Source organism: Bacteroidales bacterium, assembly GCA_031275285.1.
Lineage (GTDB): Bacteria > Bacteroidota > Bacteroidia > Bacteroidales > UBA4181 > JAIRLS01.
Genome location: JAISOY010000129.1, coordinates 1 through 18889 on the forward strand (window position 1 = coordinate 1; position 18889 = coordinate 18889).

Annotated in this window: 17 protein-coding genes and 1 tRNA gene; 15 read left to right on the plus strand and 3 right to left on the minus strand. The window is 44.3% G+C overall.

The window, feature by feature from the left end; translation table 11 throughout:
• The 8 genes from LBQ60_13385 to LBQ60_13420 form a co-directional block, all read left to right on the plus strand.
• Positions 1-1991 (plus strand): efflux RND transporter permease subunit (locus LBQ60_13385; GenBank protein ID MDR2038910.1); only part of this gene is annotated, 1991 nt, incomplete at its 5' end.
• A gap of 59 nt (positions 1992-2050) precedes the next feature.
• Positions 2051-2344, plus strand: a complete 294-nt coding sequence (locus LBQ60_13390) for a hypothetical protein (protein MDR2038911.1) — start codon at positions 2051-2053, stop codon at positions 2342-2344.
• A gap of 15 nt (positions 2345-2359) precedes the next feature.
• Positions 2360-2938 (plus strand): hypothetical protein, encoded by a 579-nt coding sequence (locus LBQ60_13395; protein ID MDR2038912.1) that lies wholly within the window; start codon positions 2360-2362, stop codon positions 2936-2938.
• 77 nt (positions 2939-3015) lie between these two features.
• A tRNA-OTHER gene (locus LBQ60_13400) sits at positions 3016-3095 on the plus strand.
• Between the two features lie 24 nt (positions 3096-3119).
• Positions 3120-4025, plus strand: coding sequence for a lipopolysaccharide kinase InaA family protein (locus LBQ60_13405; protein ID MDR2038913.1), 906 nt, complete (start codon positions 3120-3122; stop codon positions 4023-4025).
• A gap of 137 nt (positions 4026-4162) precedes the next feature.
• The gene (locus LBQ60_13410) at positions 4163-4411 is read left to right on the plus strand and encodes a winged helix-turn-helix domain-containing protein (GenBank protein MDR2038914.1); all 249 of its coding nucleotides are present in this window, start codon (positions 4163-4165) and stop codon (positions 4409-4411) included.
• A gap of 3 nt (positions 4412-4414) precedes the next feature.
• Positions 4415-4624, plus strand: coding sequence for a winged helix-turn-helix domain-containing protein (locus LBQ60_13415; protein MDR2038915.1), 210 nt, complete (start codon positions 4415-4417; stop codon positions 4622-4624).
• A gap of 178 nt (positions 4625-4802) precedes the next feature.
• Positions 4803-4988 (plus strand): hypothetical protein, encoded by a 186-nt coding sequence (locus LBQ60_13420; protein MDR2038916.1) that lies wholly within the window; start codon positions 4803-4805, stop codon positions 4986-4988.
• 380 nt (positions 4989-5368) lie between these two features.
• Here the strand turns inward: LBQ60_13420 and LBQ60_13425 are convergent, their stop codons facing one another.
• The 3 genes from LBQ60_13425 to LBQ60_13435 all read right to left on the minus strand — a co-directional run bounded on the left by LBQ60_13425 (position 5369) and on the right by LBQ60_13435 (position 10075).
• Positions 5369-7534, minus strand: a complete 2166-nt coding sequence (locus LBQ60_13425) for a hypothetical protein (GenBank protein ID MDR2038917.1) — start codon at positions 7532-7534, stop codon at positions 5369-5371.
• A gap of 183 nt (positions 7535-7717) precedes the next feature.
• Positions 7718-8566, minus strand: a complete 849-nt coding sequence (locus LBQ60_13430) for a hypothetical protein (GenBank protein ID MDR2038918.1) — start codon at positions 8564-8566, stop codon at positions 7718-7720.
• Positions 8567-8812: 246 nt separating this feature from the next.
• The gene (locus LBQ60_13435; GenBank protein ID MDR2038919.1) at positions 8813-10075 is read right to left on the minus strand and encodes a 6-bladed beta-propeller; all 1263 of its coding nucleotides are present in this window, start codon (positions 10073-10075) and stop codon (positions 8813-8815) included.
• A gap of 404 nt (positions 10076-10479) precedes the next feature.
• On the opposite strand from LBQ60_13435, the gene LBQ60_13440 reads away from it, so the two are divergent.
• From LBQ60_13440 to LBQ60_13470, 7 genes are all read left to right on the plus strand, one after another.
• Positions 10480-11778, plus strand: a complete 1299-nt coding sequence (locus LBQ60_13440) for a glycosyltransferase family 4 protein (protein MDR2038920.1) — start codon at positions 10480-10482, stop codon at positions 11776-11778.
• Between the two features lie 39 nt (positions 11779-11817).
• Positions 11818-13074, plus strand: a complete 1257-nt coding sequence (locus LBQ60_13445) for a PQQ-binding-like beta-propeller repeat protein (protein MDR2038921.1) — start codon at positions 11818-11820, stop codon at positions 13072-13074.
• Positions 13075-13174: 100 nt separating this feature from the next.
• Complete coding sequence (locus LBQ60_13450; GenBank protein MDR2038922.1) at positions 13175-14431, plus strand: PQQ-binding-like beta-propeller repeat protein; 1257 nt, start codon at positions 13175-13177, stop codon at positions 14429-14431.
• Positions 14432-14556: 125 nt separating this feature from the next.
• Positions 14557-15771 carry a PQQ-like beta-propeller repeat protein gene (locus LBQ60_13455; protein MDR2038923.1) on the plus strand — a complete coding sequence of 405 codons (1215 nt, stop codon included), beginning with the start codon at positions 14557-14559 and terminating at the stop codon, positions 15769-15771.
• Positions 15772-15852: 81 nt separating this feature from the next.
• Positions 15853-16815: a radical SAM protein gene (locus tag LBQ60_13460; protein MDR2038924.1), complete on the plus strand. Its 963-nt coding sequence runs from the start codon at positions 15853-15855 to the stop codon at positions 16813-16815.
• Positions 16816-16902: 87 nt separating this feature from the next.
• Positions 16903-17994 (plus strand): cobalamin synthesis protein P47K, encoded by a 1092-nt coding sequence (locus LBQ60_13465; protein ID MDR2038925.1) that lies wholly within the window; start codon positions 16903-16905, stop codon positions 17992-17994.
• Positions 17995-18073: 79 nt separating this feature from the next.
• Entirely contained in the window at positions 18074-18877 is an 804-nt protein-coding gene (locus tag LBQ60_13470) for an aquaporin family protein (protein ID MDR2038926.1), read from the plus strand.
• Positions 18878-18889 lie beyond the last annotated feature (12 nt).

The window sequence follows — 18889 nt, forward strand, 5'->3', positions numbered from 1 at the left end:
CATTGAATATTATTTCATTGTCTGCACTTTCGCTGGCGATCGGTATGGTGGTGGACGATTCCATCGTGGTACTTGAAAATATTTCGACCCATATCGAACGGGGCAGTAACCCGAGGCAGTCAGCGATTTTTGCAACGAAAGAAGTGATGACCTCGGTGATCGCTTCCTGCCTGACCATGTTGTCAGTATTCATCCCGCTGACGATGATATCGGGTTTGAGCGGTGTACTTTTCAAACAACTGGGGTGGATCGTGGCCATTATTATGGTGATGTCGGCCACGGCCGCTTTAACCCTGATCCCTATGATGAGCTCGAAATTGCTCAAACTCGACCAGAAAAAGGGAAAGCTTTACACCCTGTTCTTTACACCGGTTGAAAAGGCTTTAAGTGCACTGAACAATGGTTACGCCCGCCTGCTCAGCTGGGCTGTGCACCACCGGAAGTCTGTCATCGGGATTGTTGTGGCGCTGTTTGCCGGAGTGGTCATATTCCTTGCCCCGGCCATCAAATCGGAGTTCTTTCCCTCTATGGACAACGCACGCCTGAGCGTTACAGCAGAATTACCGGTTGGTACGCGGCAGGGCATCACCCGTGAAGTAGCCTTGCGTATCAACGATGAACTCTATGATAAATACCCTGAAATTAAATACGTCACCTATACATTAGGACAGGCTGCCGATGACAATATCATCGGTAACATGAGTGATAACGGGGCACACATCATCAGTTACACCATCTCATTGGTAGGCAAGGAAGAGCGGGATCGTGGGCAAACTGAAATTGCAGAACTGGTCAGGCAGGACCTGGCAACCTATGCCGAACTGGCCGATTATGAGGTAAGTGCCGGCTTAATGGGAGTCGGTGGTGAAGCCAGTGTGGACATTGAAATTTACGGCTTCGACTTCAATGTTACCGACAGGATAGCTGCAGATGTGGCCGGTCATCTGCAGGAAAGCCCTTATTGTTCGCAGGTGACGGTCAGTCGAGGAGATTATATTCCCGAGATACAGGTGGATTTCGACCGGGAGAAACTGGCTCTTCACGGGTTGAATGTAACCACGGCAGCCGGTTACCTGCGCAACAGCGTGAATGGCTCCGTGGCTTCCTACTATCGTGAAGACGGCGAAGAGTATGATATCCGTGTCCGTCTGGCCCCGGAGTACCGTGAAACAATCGAAAGTATCGAAAACATTACCGTTTACGACGCTTTCGGGAAAGGGGTACGGATACGTGACCTGGGTACGGTGGTTGAGGAGATGACTCCCCCAACCATAGAACGTAAGAACCGGGAACGGGTCATTACGGTAACGGGTATCGTGTCGCAGGATGCCGCCCTGAGCGACCTTGTCGGGGATGTACAGCAATTTATGCCACAGATAGAGATGCCGCAGAATGTAACCTGGCAGATCGCCGGTTCATTCGAAGACCAGCAGGATACATTCAGCGATATCGCCACCCTGCTTGTGCTGATCATTATCCTGATCTATATAGTAATGGCTTCGCAGTTCGAATCAATGGTCGATCCTTTCGTGATCATGCTGGCCCTGCCGTTCGCATTCATCGGGGTGGTCCTCGGGTTGAGCATCACCGGTACCCCGCTCGGGCTGATGGGGATGATCGGGATACTGATCATTGTCGGGGTTGTGGCCAAGAACGGGATCGTGCTGATCGACTATATCCGTCTGTGCCGTGAAAAAGGTATGGGGATCATCAACGCTGTGGTCACTGCCGGCAAGTCACGTTTACGCCCGGTATTGATGACCACACTTACTACCGTATTAGGTATGCTGCCCATGGCGCTCGGTAACGGCGAAGGGGCCGAAATGTGGAACGCCATGGGCATTACCGTGGCCTGGGGTGTTTCTATAGGTACTTTGGTAACACTTGTACTGGTGCCGGTTATCTACTGCATTTTTGCCGGAAGGGGCGTAAAACGCCAACGTAGGGAAAATGCAAAAATGGAGGTATTGGAAATCCTTGCAACCGATTAAAAACAATGGGGTCGTATGGCCGGAAAATACTCCCTGCCTGCCCCTTTAAAATATTAAAAATGAAAGCGATATTTATCATATTCAACCAGGCTTATTACGAAACGGTCCTGCAGATCATGGACCGCGACGACATCAAAGGTTTTACATTCTGGGAAACCGTCAGCGGACGTGGTAGCCGTAATGGAGAGCCGCATTACGGGAGTCACGCCTGGCCGACACTCAACAGTGCGATAATGGCCATTGTGGAGGAAAACAAGGTGGAGCATTTCCTGAAACTCCTCAACAAGCTCGACAAACAGGCCGAGGACCAGGGGCTGCGTGCGTTTGTACTACCGGTGGAAAAAACAATTTAATTTAAATGGACAGCCATGACACCGAAATTACCAGTGAAGACATTCCGGTTGAAAAAACGGAAGAAATACGGCTTGATTTCCGCTGTTCCGATAAACCTTGCTGCCTGTATCCTTCTTTTCTGGCTTGCCATATACCTTCCGTTAAGGCCGGGGAAATTCATTGTGGCTCTTCTGGGGATAAACGCTTTTTTGCTGTTCACATTCACGCTCTATGGCTTTATCGTCCTGAAACGGGATGGCTTTATCGGGATGTTCATCTCCCCGCAGGGGATAAATGATATCTCCACGGGGCATTCGTATGGGATGGTGCAATGGGAAAGCGTAACGAAGATCAGTGTGGTCAACGACATGCAGTATCCCGCACGGAAATACATTATCCTGAAAGTGGCCAACCCGCAGCTTTACATAAACAGGGAACGCTCTTTAGCCAAGCGCCGGTCGATGATGACAAGGTACCACTACTACGGTTCCCCCATTGTATTCTCAGAACGTGGACTGGATTGCTCCTTTGAAGAACTTGAAACAACAGTCCGCGAATATTACGGGAGCTTCCGGAACAACGAAACTGAACATCATCTTAACCCGGCCGGGTAATCCGGCTTTGCAGATATGGAAAAATTAACAGATCAAAATCATTTATTTTTCAGATAAATATCTTATAACGACAACATTCCGGTGTAGCTCAACGAGGTAGAGCATCCGTATGTCGGCTGATGCGGAAGGTTGTGCGGTTCGAGTCCGTCCGCCGGAACAAGTTAATCAAAAACAAAATGCCATGAGAAATGATGAAATAATTACAAAACCGATCGTTTTATCCGGTCTTTATGAAGAAGACAGGGATATTGAGAAAGTACCCGCGAAAACTTATTTTAATTTTAGAAAACGGAAATTGAAAAAGAACATGAAAACTGTTATTAATCCTAAATATGAATACCTGTCCGATTTTATCGGGAAAATTCCTGACGAAACATACTGTCACGACAAAGTGTACAAGAATCAACGGAATATTGTCAAAAAAGTAACTGTAAACGGTATACCGTTGATCATTAAACGGTATAAAAGACCGACATTAGCCAACTGTTTCATTTATACCTTTTTCAGGATGAGCAAAGCGCAACGCGCTTACGAATACGGCTTCCGCCTCAAAGAGATGGGTTTCGATACGGCTGAGTCAATCGCTTATATAGAGATTCGCAGGAATGGTTTTTTCCATACGGGATACTATATTTCCGAGTACTTGCCTCACCGGCTTCTGGAAGTTATGGAAAATTACTACTATGCACTCCGGTCGGAAATCCTTTCCGATTTCGTAAACTTTACTATCCGTCAGCACCAGGCAGGGATATTCAATAAAGATTATAACCTCTCGAATATATTTTTCTACAAAGAGGGAAACCGGTGGGAATTCGTACTGATTGATACAAACCGCATACAATTCCGCCGGAAAGTCAACCGCAGGGCAATTGTCAAACAGTTGAAATCCACTTCGACATGTATAGTCACAACAACCCAAATAGCGGAATATTATGCCAAACGGTGCGGATGGAATGACAGAATCCTGTGCGGGATAATACTTCTCGGACAAGGACTCAGACCGACCAACAGGATAAAGTGTTTTTTCAAAGATCTGATTGCCGACCTGGAATATATTATAGACCTTAAATTTATTATCAGTAAATAATACCAACATAAGCTATGGAAGCATACCGGCCTAAAATAAACGGTATTGCCGATTTACTACCGCGCCGTGTGGGTTCCCGTCTCTTCAATATCTGCTTTATCAAACTATAATAGTCGATAATTAAAATACAAATAGTCATGAGAAATAATTCAAACACATACAAGGATAGTATGGAAATGGACGCCAATGCAATTTGGCTCTCACTTTTAGATCATGGTACCCTGAGTATCGAAGAAGTCGGAAAAGTGACCAATCTTGAAGAATCCTCCATATATCTCGCCCTCGGATGGTTAACGAGGGAAAATGAGATACAGATTTTTGAAGAGCATGATATATTGTACGTTGAACTACATCACAGTATTTCGGAAATGTTTTATGGAAAATGAGTTATGAAATATCCGTTTGAAATAATCTCCTGGATCATAATGCAATTATTGTTGCATCATAAGGCGTTGAGTATCGAACAGATATCTGAACATACAAAATATTCCGAGCCGATAATAATCCTTGCATTGGGTATTTTACTCCACGAAGGAAAAATAGAATTGTTCGAAAAAGACGACGACCTGTATATAGAATTGAAGGAAAAAGCGAACTAAGGCGGAAAAACGCCTGAAAATAGAATAAGCACGTCATTGAAAGGAGGAATGACTAAGTAAAAAAGGACTTTTTGAGCAGCCTCATTTCCGCTCCTTAATAGCATGCATTACAAATGTGCGGGCAGTAATACGAATATGTATACAATTTATAGAATGTTGAATTTAAAATTGTCAAACTATGGAAAAAGAAGAATTATTTATCAATTTCTTAAACCTGGCAGCGTTATATTTCAGGGAAGAATCGAATGCTGATTTTTATGCGGGACAGCTCGAAGTGACTGTGGACGAACTGTCGGATACCATGTTGGAATTAAGCGGATGGACTCCTTCCGAATGGATCAAAGAAATGCAAAGGGGAGCATAAGTAAGATTAAGCATACGTTGATAGTTTTTACAACAATCGGCAAGGCAACCCATACAAATGGCAAGTTTATAAAGTTCCGTATCAGGCAATTACTTTAACTATGATTTTCCGCGAAATAAGATGTGATTTTAAAAAATTAAGGTTTTAAAAAATAAACAGCCATGAAGCGAAAAGATAAAGTCTCCGTCAAACACAATAGATGGGTGAACTATTTTTCCCTGTTAGCTAAAGGTTAAGCCGTGGATTTTAACTTTTGACACACCCCCATCTTTCGATCACCCCGGACAAGCCCATGCAATCCGGGGTGATTATCTGTAATCCGTAACTACTTTAAAAACATTCCGGAATTTTGAATCTTGAATATTAAATTTTGAATGATTCTACTCCATAACTATATATGCCGGCCACGATATCCGGTCGGGCAGATCGAACTCTTCGTCGAAGGGCTGCGTTCCCGGGCCGTTATTATATAAGGGAACACGTTTTGCACCGCTTGCCGTGCTACCGCCCGTGCCGTTGATCACATTCAGTATGTTACCGGGGCCGCTGAACCGCGTGATACACATTTTTTCAATTTTAACATTGGGAGTATTGGGAACCTCGAAGCCATTTTTCTTGTTCACGTTACCGTCGGTTCCGGTGAAAACCGCATAAGAGCCAAAACCTATCCCGTAGTGTTCTTTTACGGTATTCGCAACTTTGTAAGCCGCATAACCGTCTACCCGGCCTCCCTGGCTACTCCATCCTGCCTGATTCGGTGGATCGTATGGCGGCTCGTTCTGGAGGAAATAAGTCCTGCCGCGTTCACCCAGCCATAACACCTCGTATTCCTGGTAGTGTTCGGCAAATAAAGCGTAGAGCGTTACATCGTCGCCGGTGACGATGAGCCCGTTTTTACACCTGTCCCTTGTCCACCGGGCCGGGCCGCCGGGCTGAGTACCATGATCGGCGCGCCACAACCAGAAGTGGTCGCCCACGACGTGGTTACTGTTTATTTGCATGGATGCATGTATCTGTATGTTTTTGGATTGGACTCCGCCCACCCTGCAAGTGATATCCGTGAGCAATATGGGATTTGCGGAATGGTCTGCTTTTGCACCTTCTTCTCCGACGCGGACCTGATAGGTCGTGCTGTTGAAAGAATCCATGAGGAGTCCGGCAACGATAATTCCATCCTTATCGTCGACATAGATACAGCCCCAGGTATTTTTTCCCGTGGGCTCGAGTGTGACCGAGGCGATACCGGCGCCGAGAAGTATCGCGTTTTTCCTGTTTACCTGGATGGGAGCGTTCAAAGAGTAGTGACCGGGAGTAAAAAACACATTCTTACCCGCTTTAAGCGCGGCGTTGATTTCAATGTCGGTGTCGCCCTCCTTCGCCACGTACCAGCCGGTGAGCAGATCCTGAACTTCACCTTTTCCCATATCGGTAGCTGACCAGGAAATTCCTACCCTGTTCTTTTGCCATGCCGGGACAAATATTTTGTATTCGCCGTCATCATCTATAAAAAGAAAAGGTTTTTCCCTGATGACAGGAGTGTTGGGAACAGGTGAATTGGCATCGCTCGGATCGGGGGCATTGATACAGCCCTGCCAGACCATATTATACGAACCGCCCATTGATCCGGAACCTGAGGGGAATATGGTATTCCGGGTGTACCACTGTTGCTGTCCTCTCCAGTTAGGCCTGGATGACGTATAGTGGCTGTCGGCGATAAACCCGCCGCTTCCCCAGAAATTCGAGGTACCGACATCGGATATATATTTCGAAGTGCTTTCGATCAGCATTCTTCTTGCGCTGGTCGATTGAGAAACCGTCCACGCAAAATCCCTCATCACCATTACGTTTTCCATAGAGCGCCAGAAGGTACAGGTCGCATTTGCTCCCCCGGAAAGATGAGGCCTGGTAAAAACAGCACCTAACCGGACATCCGAAGGTAATTTGCCCAGTCCGCCTATGTGGGAGTAGAATCCCAGTTCTATGGAGTTTGCATCCTCTGAGGATGCAGAGCCCGAACCGCCCGGATCATAGGTCTGTGTACCGGTATTCGGTTTGAAATAGTAAGCCTGGCGTTTTGTGGTCCACTCGCCGTTTTCCCTCCCTTTGCCGGTGGTGGCAAAATGAGCGTTTATTTCCGTTCTCGCCGTTCCGGCTTCTTCATATTTCCTGTCGTAGAAATACATATTGTCGCCAAAAATCTGGTTTTCCAGAGAAAGAATGATCGTTGTCGAGCCACGGGTGATCTTATAATAGTTTTCATACTTATTCGCATTCGGATTTGTATCCGTAAACGTCGTCCTGGATGTTGAGCCGATTGAAATAAAATCCGTCGCCAAACGGCTGCCACCCCTTGTGATGATATAATCTCCCGAAGAACCGAATGCAGTCCACGACAACGTTATCCTGTGTTTTTTCTTGTTGTAAGTGATGCTATTCTCTACCGGAGCCAACTGATCCTTTTTCCCGGACGGATAGGGTACAACAAAACTATATACGCCCAGCATAATAGCAAGTGTTGCAAGAACAACGATTTTCTTTTTTTTCATAAAATTATTCCTCCATTTTAATGTGTTTATTTACTGTCTGTTATATGTTATGATGTTAAATTGTAGATTTTAATACATGGACATTTTACTCGTTGGTAGATTTGTTAAGCATCATTTTTCTCTTTTTTCGATACATCTCTAACCAATATTTTCATGACACTACAATATTAAAAATTATTTTATTTATTCTATTTTTTTAATGAATCCATTTTTCAGTAATGATTTATATTCTTTACTTAATCTTTTAAGTCTTTTCCAGTTTTGAATACTTCCTTCTTCAGACAAAGCCACACTGATAATTGTCAGCTTTGTTTTATTAGGTTTTATTTCAGTTAAGAGATACTTTACATTTAAAACAGTATCTGATTGATTCATTATATCATTTGCCAGCATAATATTGTCTGTTTGATAATAATCGAGAGGGTATATCCGTCCTATCCGAGTTAATAAAGTGTCCGGATGGTGAAAATCACAATTGTATCCAAGTTGCCTTATCGTATTAATTACAGAATCTTTTGGAAGTTTAATAGTGTAGGATTTATCTATGAAGATAGTGCCTTGAGGTACTTCGTATGCTGGTACATGTGAGGTGGCACAAAAAGCGAAAAATGCAATCGATAGAAATGCGAACTTTGACACGATTGTTGTTGTTTTCCATTTTAATCTTGTATTGTATTCACCATAATTGATCAGGTAATAACTTAACAATAAAATGGGTAAGGCCATATAATCGGAATAATCAATCACCCTTTGAATATGTACATAAGGTATTTGATTGACTAAATCGATCAAAGGTGTTATTATCGGTAATTTCCATAAGATAAAACCGATTCCCGTTATTAAAGGAATTGATTTTCTTAATTGTGGGATAATTGTCGCTACGAACATGGGAAAGATCAATAATCCTGCAAAATCGGAGAGTTTTCCCGTAATGAAATTTCCAAATTCGTATTTCAAATAAAAATCGTTAAGCAGTAAAACAATTAAACCAACAATGAAATATGGATTTAATATTAATTCTTTTGGTTTCATATTTATCATTCAGTTTTTGCCACGAACTTACCCACAACTTATTTATTGATATTCAAAGCGAAACATCCTGTTTTTGCCTGCTACATCTCCAGATCATTATTTAAAAGCCACCAAATATAGCGAATATTTGATTTACAACTTTCGATGATCTATGATAGGCTCCGGGTTCAAAGCTAACTTTGAATTTTCATCATAAACTCCTTGCCGTACAGGACGCCATTATACATGCCAAACAATTCACATTGGTTAAAACTTAATTTTCATCAGAATCGGATTATCTTCTTCGTCAAGTAATTCCAAAACCTGCTTCAATTCCCCTTTTATTTTTCCGGCTTCATCCGCTTCAAACAATCTGGATACTACTAATGTCATAACACCTGTGTTCTCAGAAGTTATAGCAGGATAAAATCCGACATTCGACGATTCAAAATCTCTATTGATTAGTTTATATTCACTCAATTGTCCTGTTTCAAAATCATACATTAAAGACATTGTCGGAAAAGTGTTTGCTTTTTTCGCTAATTCGAAATCCAATGTTCCTTTACCCATAAAAATAAACTTATCTGTAATTAGTTCGTTTGTTATCACCGTTTTGGGTTCGGAATTTTGTACAGACGGTTTCCGGATGATCAAAGGTTGCAGTTTCTTTTGGGATGTCAACCTGTAAATGGTATCGGAAGACCAGTCAGCAATAAGGAAATCCTTCCCGTATGAACGATTATTGAACATGTTCAAATTTAATGATGTCGTCATTTTTTGCCCGTTGACTTCAACCTCAAAATAAACTTTGTTTGATACCCTATCTGGCAAATAGATATCCAAAGTATCTATGATGCTCCCATCCTTTTTGGATATAAGCATATAAGGCTTATTTGAATATTTATTCGTACTCAGGCCATATTCATCGTATACAAGAAGTGTGTTATCATCGAAATTATACACATCACGAGGCAAAAAATTGGAAGGACTCTCAAGTATCCGTTTAAATTCACCGTCTTCGGCATATACAAGAAATTTAGGATGAGCAGAAGCCCTGTCGAAAATAAATATTTCTTTTGCCTGTTCATCAAATGCAATACTGTACAACCGATTGTAATCTGTTCCACTTTTGCCTTTGTGATTAAAACTGAATTTAGACTTACCATTACCATCAAAAACAAAAACATCACCGTCTGATGCATTAGTGACAATGATATAGTTATCAGACACATGAACGATTCGTGCAGATGACCTCATTAGCGTGCTGCTGTTGGTTTCTAATGGAATATATTCGACTTTGGCTATATCTTGTATATATACTTCTTTTTCAGGATATTTTTTAGAAATGTCTATTTCAACAAAATCCCCTGTTCCTGAATTGTTGCTGCTCATCTTACATTGTGAAAATATCAATACCACTAAAAAATAAACGATTACTTTCATGCATGCTTTTCGTTTGTTTCTCTTCCGGTTCAGTGCCGTCAGGTCTTGTGGATTCTGTTTGTTAACACAATGATATTCCATAGCCATGATTTTACTTTTTTTAAATTAATGGTACTGATTATTCTCTTGCGGGTTACGGATATAAAAGCTTAATGCAAAGATATATTTTTGTTATTGGAAGAGGTTGTAAAGAAAACTATTTTTATGCACTTTCCACATTGAGTGGAACCGGGTTTAAAGCTAATTTTGAACTTTGAATCTTGAACATTGAACATTGAATTTTAAGTATCAGCCGTTTTTAGATGCATTTTTGTCGTTTTAATGCAGATTTGTTTTAAGGATACCTGATATTTCAACATATTTGTAGAAAATAGGGTGCGCCTCAGGATAGTCTGAAGTAAAGTTCGCCTTTCCGTTCGGCTTTCACTATTTTTATAAGGTAAAAATTGATGCTGAGTATTGAAAACCTTGAACGATCAGGTTTAAACCATATGAAGATTTTTTTCATCATTCCCGGGTCAGGAGATTCATTTTATTGCGGTAATTGTTTCCGCGATAACCTTCAGGCATCGGCATTGAGAAGGGCAGGACATGAAGTGGTGGTCATGCCGCTTTACCTTCCCCTGAAACAGAAATCATTCCAGGCCGGTTCCCCGTTGTTTTTCCCTGCAACCACCTACTATACGGCACAAAAGTTTTTCAGGAAAAGAAAAATGCCCAAATGGCTGGAACGGGTTACAGTATCAAACATGATGCTGAACTTTGCTTCGTCTTTGTCCGGGACCACATCCGCCGAAGGAATGGAGGAAATGACTTTATCCATGATTACCGGCGACGACCGGGCATTCCGGGAGCAGGTTACCCAGCTGGTCGACTGGATCAAAAACCAGGAAAAACCGGATGTGATCCATCTGTCCAGTACCTTGTTGATCGGTATCGCAAAAATTATCCGGCAGGAACTGGATATTCCGGTAGTCTGTTCCGTACAGGACGAAGAGGTATGGATCGATAGCCTGGATGAAAAATATGCTGTTGTTGCATGGCAGGGAATTACGGACAACCTTCAATATATAGACCGCTTTGTCACCACCAGTGAATTCTATAAAAAAGAACTTCAGAAAAGGATTCCGCAGATCACTGAGGTAGATGTGGTCTATCCCGGGATAAACCGGGAAAAATATGCTTCACCGGTATATCCTTCCGATCCCGTGATCGGTTTCTTTTACCGGATGAATCGGGAAAACGGACTGGACATACTGGCTGACGCCTTTGTCAAACTGAAGCAAAAAGATACGGTGAAAAACCTCAGGTTAAAGATTGGCGGCGGTTTCACCGGAAAAGACAAACCTTTCCTGAAACAGGTGAAAAAGATGCTTTCTCCTTGGCAGGAATATGTCGAGATAGAAGATTCGTACAATCCGGACGATCATGCCCCGTTTTACGGCTCCATAACGGTGATAAGCGTTCCTATTACCTTTGAGGAAGGCGTCGGACTTTACCTTTGCGAAGCATTCGCCGCAGGACGCCCGGCAGTGGAACCGGCAACCGGTTCGTTCAGGGAAATAGTGGATGATGCGGGTATCATTTACGAGCCGAACAACAGCGATGCACTGGCTGAAGCCCTCGAAAAGATCTTGACCGACGAAAAACTGATGGCCGAATGCCGCGAAAATGCCCTGTCGCTCTCTTCCTCCAGATATAACGACCGTATTTCCGCCGAAAAGCTATCGACTCTATATAAAGAATTACGAGTTCAATGTTCCGGCTTCAATGTTAATCTTGAATTTTGAATCTTAAATTTTGAATTTTAAATCTTAAATTAATATTATATGAAATTCAGCCTTGTATTGATAATTACAGCTTTGTGTGTTTTAGAAATAACTGCCCAACCCCAGCACGGATGGAGAGGCCCCAACAGGGACGGTATCTATCCGGAGACAGGACTCTTAAAAACATGGCCCGCCGATGGCCCGCAACTGGTTTGGGAAACACTGGATGTGGGGAAAGGTTATTCCAGTCCTGTAATCCTTGGTGATCGGCTGTATATCACCGGAATGGACGAAGACGGGAAAAAAGAGATATTTCTGGCTTATACGCTGGACGGGAAAAAAGTGTATCAAACAGAATACGGCAAACCGTGGGAAAAATCCTATCCCGAAACCCGTACCACTCCGACAATCGTAAATAATAAAGCCTATGTTATCAGCGGAGACGGTGAAGTGGTATGCATCGACATATCGACCGGAAATATTGTCTGGAAGGTGGACGGCAATACCGAGTTCGGAAGAAAGACCGGAACATGGGGAACCTCCGAATCGCCTCTGATTTTTGACAACAAAGTGATCTTTTCTCCCGGCGGAGATCAGACAGCCATGGTTGCCCTGGATCCGGAAACAGGAAAAACGATCTGGAAAAGCAAGTCATTGGGAGACATTAGTAATTACGCATCACCTCTTCTGATCACCCATAACGGAAAAAAACAGATCGTAAGCCTTACGGGGAAAAGTGTCATCGGGGTCGATCCCAGTAATGGAAACATCGAATGGACATTTGACGATTGGGGACAAAGCGCAACAGCCCAGGGTTGGGAGAAAATTTCGCCCAACACACCATTATACAAAGGCGGCCGTATTTTCGTATGTAATGGTTACGATATGAGTTCTTTCATGTTGCAACTGAACGATAATGCCACTGCAGTCACTCTGTTGTGGCGCAACGAGGATCTTGACACCCATATCGGAGGCTTTGTTTTACTGGATGGGATCATATACGGTTCGAACTGGATCAATAACGGACAGGGGAATTGGACAGCTGTAGACTGGAACAGCGGAGCAACCAAATACAATACTGCCTGGAGCGGCGGAAAAAGTAAAGGATCTGTTATTACTGCAAACAATATGCTGTATTGTTATGATGAGCGTCGCGGAACGGTAGGATTGGTCAATCCCGATCCCGAAAAGTTCGACGTGGTTAGTGAATTCCGTATCACCAAGGGTGAAGGTCCACACTGGGCGCATCCAGTAATTAATGATGGTATTCTTTATGTCCGTCACGGGAGTGCATTGATGGCGTATAAAATTAAATAAGTTCAAAATTCCGAATTTAAGATTCAAAATTTTAAATTCGGAATTCCCAAGGGCTCACCGAAGATAATCTTGAATCTTGAACTTTGAACTAAATATATATATGAAATTCAGCTTTGTACTGGTAATTGTGGCTTTGTTAGCTATAGAAATCACCGCCCAGACTCCGCACGGATGGAGAGGGCCGACGCGTAACGGTGTTTATCCCGAAACCGGGTTACTGAAAACCTGGCCTTCGGACGGGCCGGAACAACTATGGGAAACCCTGGATATCGGCAAAGGTTATTCCAGTCCTGTGATCGTTGACGGTCGCTTGTATATCACCGGGATGAATGAAGATGGAAACAAAGAGGTGTTTTCGGCTTACACACTGGACGGAAAAAAGGTTTATACAGTGGAATACGGCAAACCGTGGGAAAAATCTTATCCTGAAACCCGTACCACTCCGGCGATAGATGGAGATAAGGCTTATGTCATCAGCGGTTCCGGAGAAATTGTCTGCCTGAACATTGACAATGGCGATATTGTCTGGAAAGTAGACGGAGGAGCGGTATTTGAACGAAAAACCGGTAACTGGGGTACGTCCGAATGTCCGTTGGTATTTGATAATAAGGTGATTTACACTCCGTCCGGCGACCAGACCACTATGGTTGCACTAAATGCCCAAACGGGTGAAGTAGTATGGAAAACCCGTTCACTGGGGAATACGGGGGCTTATGTTTCACCTCTTCTTGTTACTTATAATGGTAAAAAACAAATTATAGGGTCCACAGCGGAAAATCTTCTGGGGGTTGACCCCGAAACAGGAATTATAGAATGGACTTTCGGCGATTGGGGAAGTGCTGCCATGAGGCCGGGTTGGATAAATATAGCTCCTAACACGCCTCTTTTTAAGGATGGTAAAGTTTTCTTCTGCCACGGTTATGATATAGGCGGTTATATGCTGCAGTTGAACAGTGATATGACCAATGCTACATTATCATGGAAAACGGACGCCCTGGATACACATCATGGCGGTTATGTATTGGTCGACGGTATTATCTACGGTTCCAACTGGATCAACAATAACTCGGGAAACTGGGTGGCCGTGGACTGGAATACCGGGGAAACGAAATCCGAGAACGAATGGGGTAGTGGAAAGGGCAAAGGCTCGATCATTGCGGCAGACAATATGCTGTATTGCTATGACGAACGTCGCGGAACGGTAGGATTGGTCAATCCGGATCCCGAAAAATTCGACGTCGTCAGCGAATTTCGCATCACCAAAGGCGAAGGTCCGCACTGGGCACACCCGGTGATCAATGACGGGGTACTGTACATGCGTCACGGTACAGCATTAATGGCGTATAAAATTAAATAAATTCAAAATTCAAGATTTCGAATTTAAAATTTTGAACCCCAAAGGGCTCAACGAAGTAAACCTTGAATTCGGAATTTTGATTTTTAATGATGAAAATTCTTCTTATCATATCATTCATAAGCCTGTTGACCGCTCACATAATGGCGCAACCTGCAACCGGTTGGAGAGGGCCTGATCGTGATGGTGTTTATCCTGAAACTGGCTTGCTAAGTTTCTGGTACCCTGACGGTCCCACTCGTTTATGGTCGATTGCGAATGCTGGCAAAGGATATTCAAGTCCTGTGGCTTCGCAGGGAAAGGTATTTGTTACGGGAATGGACGAGGATGAAAAGAATGAGATACTGACCGCATACACACTTGAGGGAGAAATGATCTATCAGGTTAAATACGGCGCTGCATGGAACAAATCGTATCCCGACACCCGTACCACCCCCACAATAGCCGGTGATAAATTATATGTCATCAGCGGCAGGGGAGAAGTTGTCTGTTTAAATGCCGGTGATGGCAGGATCATCTGGTCGGTCGACGGGGAAAGTATGTTCGGCGTAACCACCAATGTATGGGGCGTATCCGAGTCACCTTTGGTTTTCGACAATAAAGTGATCTTTACGCCGGGAGGATACAAAACCACGATGGTTGCCCTGGATGCTGCAACTGGTAAGACAATATGGTCGACCAAGGCCCTTCGGGACAGTTGTTCGCATGTTTCGCCTTTGCTCATCGATCATAACGGCATCAGGCAGATTATAGGATTCTCCGAAAAATACATGTATGGAGTGAATCCCGAAACGGGCGAAATGGTTTGGGAGTTCAACGACTGGGATTTTATACCCAAACGCGGGATGGACGGAATATGTATCAATACTCCGCTTTACCACGACGGTAAGTTGTTTGTCAGTAATGCCTACGAAATGCGTTCCCACATGCTGGAGCTGAACGAAGATGCGACAGGCGTAAAAGTGCTCTGGCGCAACGATGACCTGAGCGTCCATACAGGCGGAATGGTTTTGGTGAATGGTATTATCTACGGATCGAACTGGTTCAACAACAATAACGGCGATTGGGTGGCTGTAGACTGGAATACAGGGAAAACGCGCTATAAAGTGGCGTGGCAGGGGCACAGCAAAGGTTCAATCATTACAGCCGACGGCATGCTTTATTGTTACGAAGAACGGCGCGGGGTCGTAGCATTGGTCCGGCCCGATCCTGATAAATTCGACATAGTAAGTGAGTTGAGGATCAACGAAGGTAACGGAGCACATTGGTCGCATCCGGCCATTTACGATGGTATTCTTTATATCCGCCATGGCAATACGGTAATGGCTTATAAAATAAAATAAATTCAAAATTCAAGATTTCGAATTCAAAATTTAAATTCGGAATCTTGAATCTTAAATCTTGAATCTTGAATTTTAGATAATATGGTTGTTTTAGAAAAGATCAAAAAAGAAAATTATCAGTTAACGGAGAGTGAGATTGTTGATTTATTGCGTATTGATAACCGTTCCGGTCAGTTTTATGAGCTGCTTGCCGCATCCAATGCCCATTCGAGGAATCAGTTCGGCAACAGGGGATATGTGTTCACCCAGATCGGTATCAATGCCAAGCCGTGTCCCATTAATTGCACGTTCTGTTCGATGGGGGCCGCGCATTATTCTTTAGATTCCCAATGGGAAAAACCGGTGGACGATATCTGTTCCGATCTGACTTTCCTACAGGAAGGATATTTCGACGATTTTTTCCTGATGACCACTGCAGATTATCCGCAGGATAAGTTCATCGCTATCGGTAAGGCCGTTAAACCCCTTCTCCGGAAAGACCAGAAATTGGTAGCCAATATAGGTGATTTTGATCTGGAAATTGCGATGAAACTGAAAGATGCCGGATTCACCGGAGCTTACCATATCAACAGGCTGCGTGAGGGAAGAGATACGCTAGCCGATCCTGCCGACAGGGAAAAGACCCTTAAAGCGGTGAAGGATGCCGGACTGGAACTTTATTATTGTATCGAACCCATCGGCTCCGAACATTCCTACGAAGAACTGGCCGTCGAAATTTTGCGCGCCAGGAATCTGAACATCGCTGTGATGGCCGCCATGCGCCGTATTGCCGTTCAGGGAACACCCATGTATGAACTGGGACAGATCTCTGCGCTCGAGTTGACGAAAATCGTAGCTGTCACCAATATAGCCGTAAAACCATCACGAGCCATGAACGTCCATGAGCCCGTTCAGGCTGCCCTTCTGGCCGGAGTGAACCAGTTATATGCTGAAGTGGGAGCCAACCCCCGCGATACCGACAGTCACACGGAACAAAGCAGGGGATTCAATCCTGCAGCAGCATGGAATATGCTGGGTGAGTTCGGATATTATCCACCGAAATAGAATTCCGAATTCAAGATTTAATATTCAAAATTTTGAATTTTGAATCTTGAACTTTGAATCTTAAATTTTAAATTTTGAATTGAAAGAATGAAATCAACAAGGCTTATTTTAGCAGGAGGTTTTCTGGGAGCAGGAAAAACCACCTTACTCTGGGAAGCGACCCAACGCATGATGAAAAAAGGACTGAATGTGGGGCTGATCACCAATGACCAGGCGCCGGAACTGGTAGATAGTACCCTCTTATCACTCAATAATCTTCAGGTGGCGGAAGTCAGCGGAAGCTGTTTCTGTTGCAACTTTAATGGATTTACCGATGCCATTCAGCAGATCCGTACCGATGTTGCTGCGGACGTGATTATCGCCGAGCCGGTCGGCAGTTGCGCCGATCTTTCGGCCACAATTGTCCAGCCCCTGAAACAATACTGGAACCGCGAGGTTAGTGTAGCCCCGCTTTCCGTACTGGCCGATCCTTACCGGTTGACCGATATCCTCAAGGGTGGTCATGCAGGATTACATCCCGATGCCGCTTATATATACCGTAAACAACTGGAAGAAAGCGATATTATCCTGATCAACAAGGCCGACCTGCTTAACGTCGGTGAACTGGAAGATCTCAGGGAACTTACTGCCGGGGCATTCCCTTCATCAACCGTACTTACTGTAAGCGCCCTTACGGGAGCAGGCATAGACCAATGGATAGAGGAAGTCCTTTCACGGACCGATGCCGGAAAACAGTTACTGGATATCGATTATGACATATATGCCAACGGGGAAGCCGTTCTGGGATGGCTGAACGGAACCGTTTACCTACAGGGCGAAAAGACTGATTGGGAGGCCTTTACCTGCAGTTTTCTCAATGACCTTGCCCAAAAATTCGATAAAGGAGGTTACGCTGTAGGCCATGTCAAAGTTATTGCCGAAAACGGAAAAAAGTTCACGGCAGGAAATGTTACCGGTACCAGTGAAACCTTGTCGTTACGTGGTTCGGCTGGTGAAAGCGGCGATGCGAAGTTGATCATCAACGCCCGTGTGGAAACCAGTCCTGAAAAATTGGATAAAATGGTGCGGGAAACACTGGATTCCATGACCCGGGATAAATACACCGCCGAAGTCCTGGCGTGGAGATACCTGCAACCCGGACGTCCGCAACCCACACACCGTTTCGCGGAAGTTATTTAAATTCAAAATTCCGAATTCAAAGTTCAAAATTTTAAATCTTAAATCTTAAATCTTGAATCTTGAATCAAAAAGTTTGTACATGAATATAAAAGATTTTACAGGCGAGTTACTGGGAACATTTATCCTGGTACTTTTTGGTTGCGGATCGGTAGCCGTGGCCACGCTGTTCGGTGAATATATCGGTATTCTCCAGATTTCCTTAGCATGGGGATTCGGGGTCATGCTGGCCATTTACCTGACCCGGCATCTGTCCTGTGCCCACCTGAATCCGGCGGTAAGTATAGCCATGGTAATCGGGAAAAGGATGTCTGTCCGGAAACTTCCAACCTATCTCACAGCGCAGTTCTTAGGTGCTTTTCTGGCCGGATTGATGATTTTCCTTTTGTTCTCACCGTCTATAGCCGCTTATGAAAGTACTCACGGCATCGTAAGGGGAACAGCCGAATCCATGCAGACTGCAAAGATGTTCGGCGAATACTATACCGGCGGATCGGCTGTAGTTTCCATGCCGCTGGCCATTGCTGCCGAGGCTTTCGGTACCTTCCTGCTGGTACTGTTCATCTTTGCCCTGACAGAGGGCTGTAATGTAGGACGCCCCAGCGACACGATGGCCCCGGTGTTTATCGGGCTTACCGTTGGCTCTATCATCTGCCTGATCGCTCCGCTTACCCAGGCCGGACTCAACCCGGCCCGTGATTTCGGCCCACGTATTGTAGCTTGGATCACAGGATGGGGTAGTGCGGCTTTTCCCGACCACAGCGGAGGGTTCTTCTTCGTTTATATATTAGGCCCGGTAATCGGCGGCTCTGTCGCAGCATGGTTCTTTCTCCGTGTCCTCGAGCCGATTATGAAAAAAGCATCAAAACCATGCGATTGTAAATAATTTAAGATTCCG

Coding starts and splice junctions, on each gene's coding strand:
- LBQ60_13390 (MDR2038911.1), top strand. CDS start 2,051: ATGAAAGCGATATTTATCATATTCAACCAGGCTTATTACGAAACGGTC.
- LBQ60_13395 (MDR2038912.1), top strand. CDS start 2,360: ATGACACCGAAATTACCAGTGAAGACATTCCGGTTGAAAAAACGGAAG.
- LBQ60_13405 (MDR2038913.1), top strand. CDS start 3,120: ATGAGAAATGATGAAATAATTACAAAACCGATCGTTTTATCCGGTCTT.
- LBQ60_13410 (MDR2038914.1), top strand. CDS start 4,163: ATGAGAAATAATTCAAACACATACAAGGATAGTATGGAAATGGACGCC.
- LBQ60_13415 (MDR2038915.1), top strand. CDS start 4,415: ATGAAATATCCGTTTGAAATAATCTCCTGGATCATAATGCAATTATTG.
- LBQ60_13420 (MDR2038916.1), top strand. CDS start 4,803: ATGGAAAAAGAAGAATTATTTATCAATTTCTTAAACCTGGCAGCGTTA.
- LBQ60_13425 (MDR2038917.1), bottom strand. CDS start 7,534: ATGAAAAAAAAGAAAATCGTTGTTCTTGCAACACTTGCTATTATGCTG.
- LBQ60_13430 (MDR2038918.1), bottom strand. CDS start 8,566: ATGAAACCAAAAGAATTAATATTAAATCCATATTTCATTGTTGGTTTA.
- LBQ60_13435 (MDR2038919.1), bottom strand. CDS start 10,075: ATGGCTATGGAATATCATTGTGTTAACAAACAGAATCCACAAGACCTG.
- LBQ60_13440 (MDR2038920.1), top strand. CDS start 10,480: ATGAAGATTTTTTTCATCATTCCCGGGTCAGGAGATTCATTTTATTGC.
- LBQ60_13445 (MDR2038921.1), top strand. CDS start 11,818: ATGAAATTCAGCCTTGTATTGATAATTACAGCTTTGTGTGTTTTAGAA.
- LBQ60_13450 (MDR2038922.1), top strand. CDS start 13,175: ATGAAATTCAGCTTTGTACTGGTAATTGTGGCTTTGTTAGCTATAGAA.
- LBQ60_13460 (MDR2038924.1), top strand. CDS start 15,853: ATGGTTGTTTTAGAAAAGATCAAAAAAGAAAATTATCAGTTAACGGAG.
- LBQ60_13465 (MDR2038925.1), top strand. CDS start 16,903: ATGAAATCAACAAGGCTTATTTTAGCAGGAGGTTTTCTGGGAGCAGGA.
- LBQ60_13470 (MDR2038926.1), top strand. CDS start 18,074: ATGAATATAAAAGATTTTACAGGCGAGTTACTGGGAACATTTATCCTG.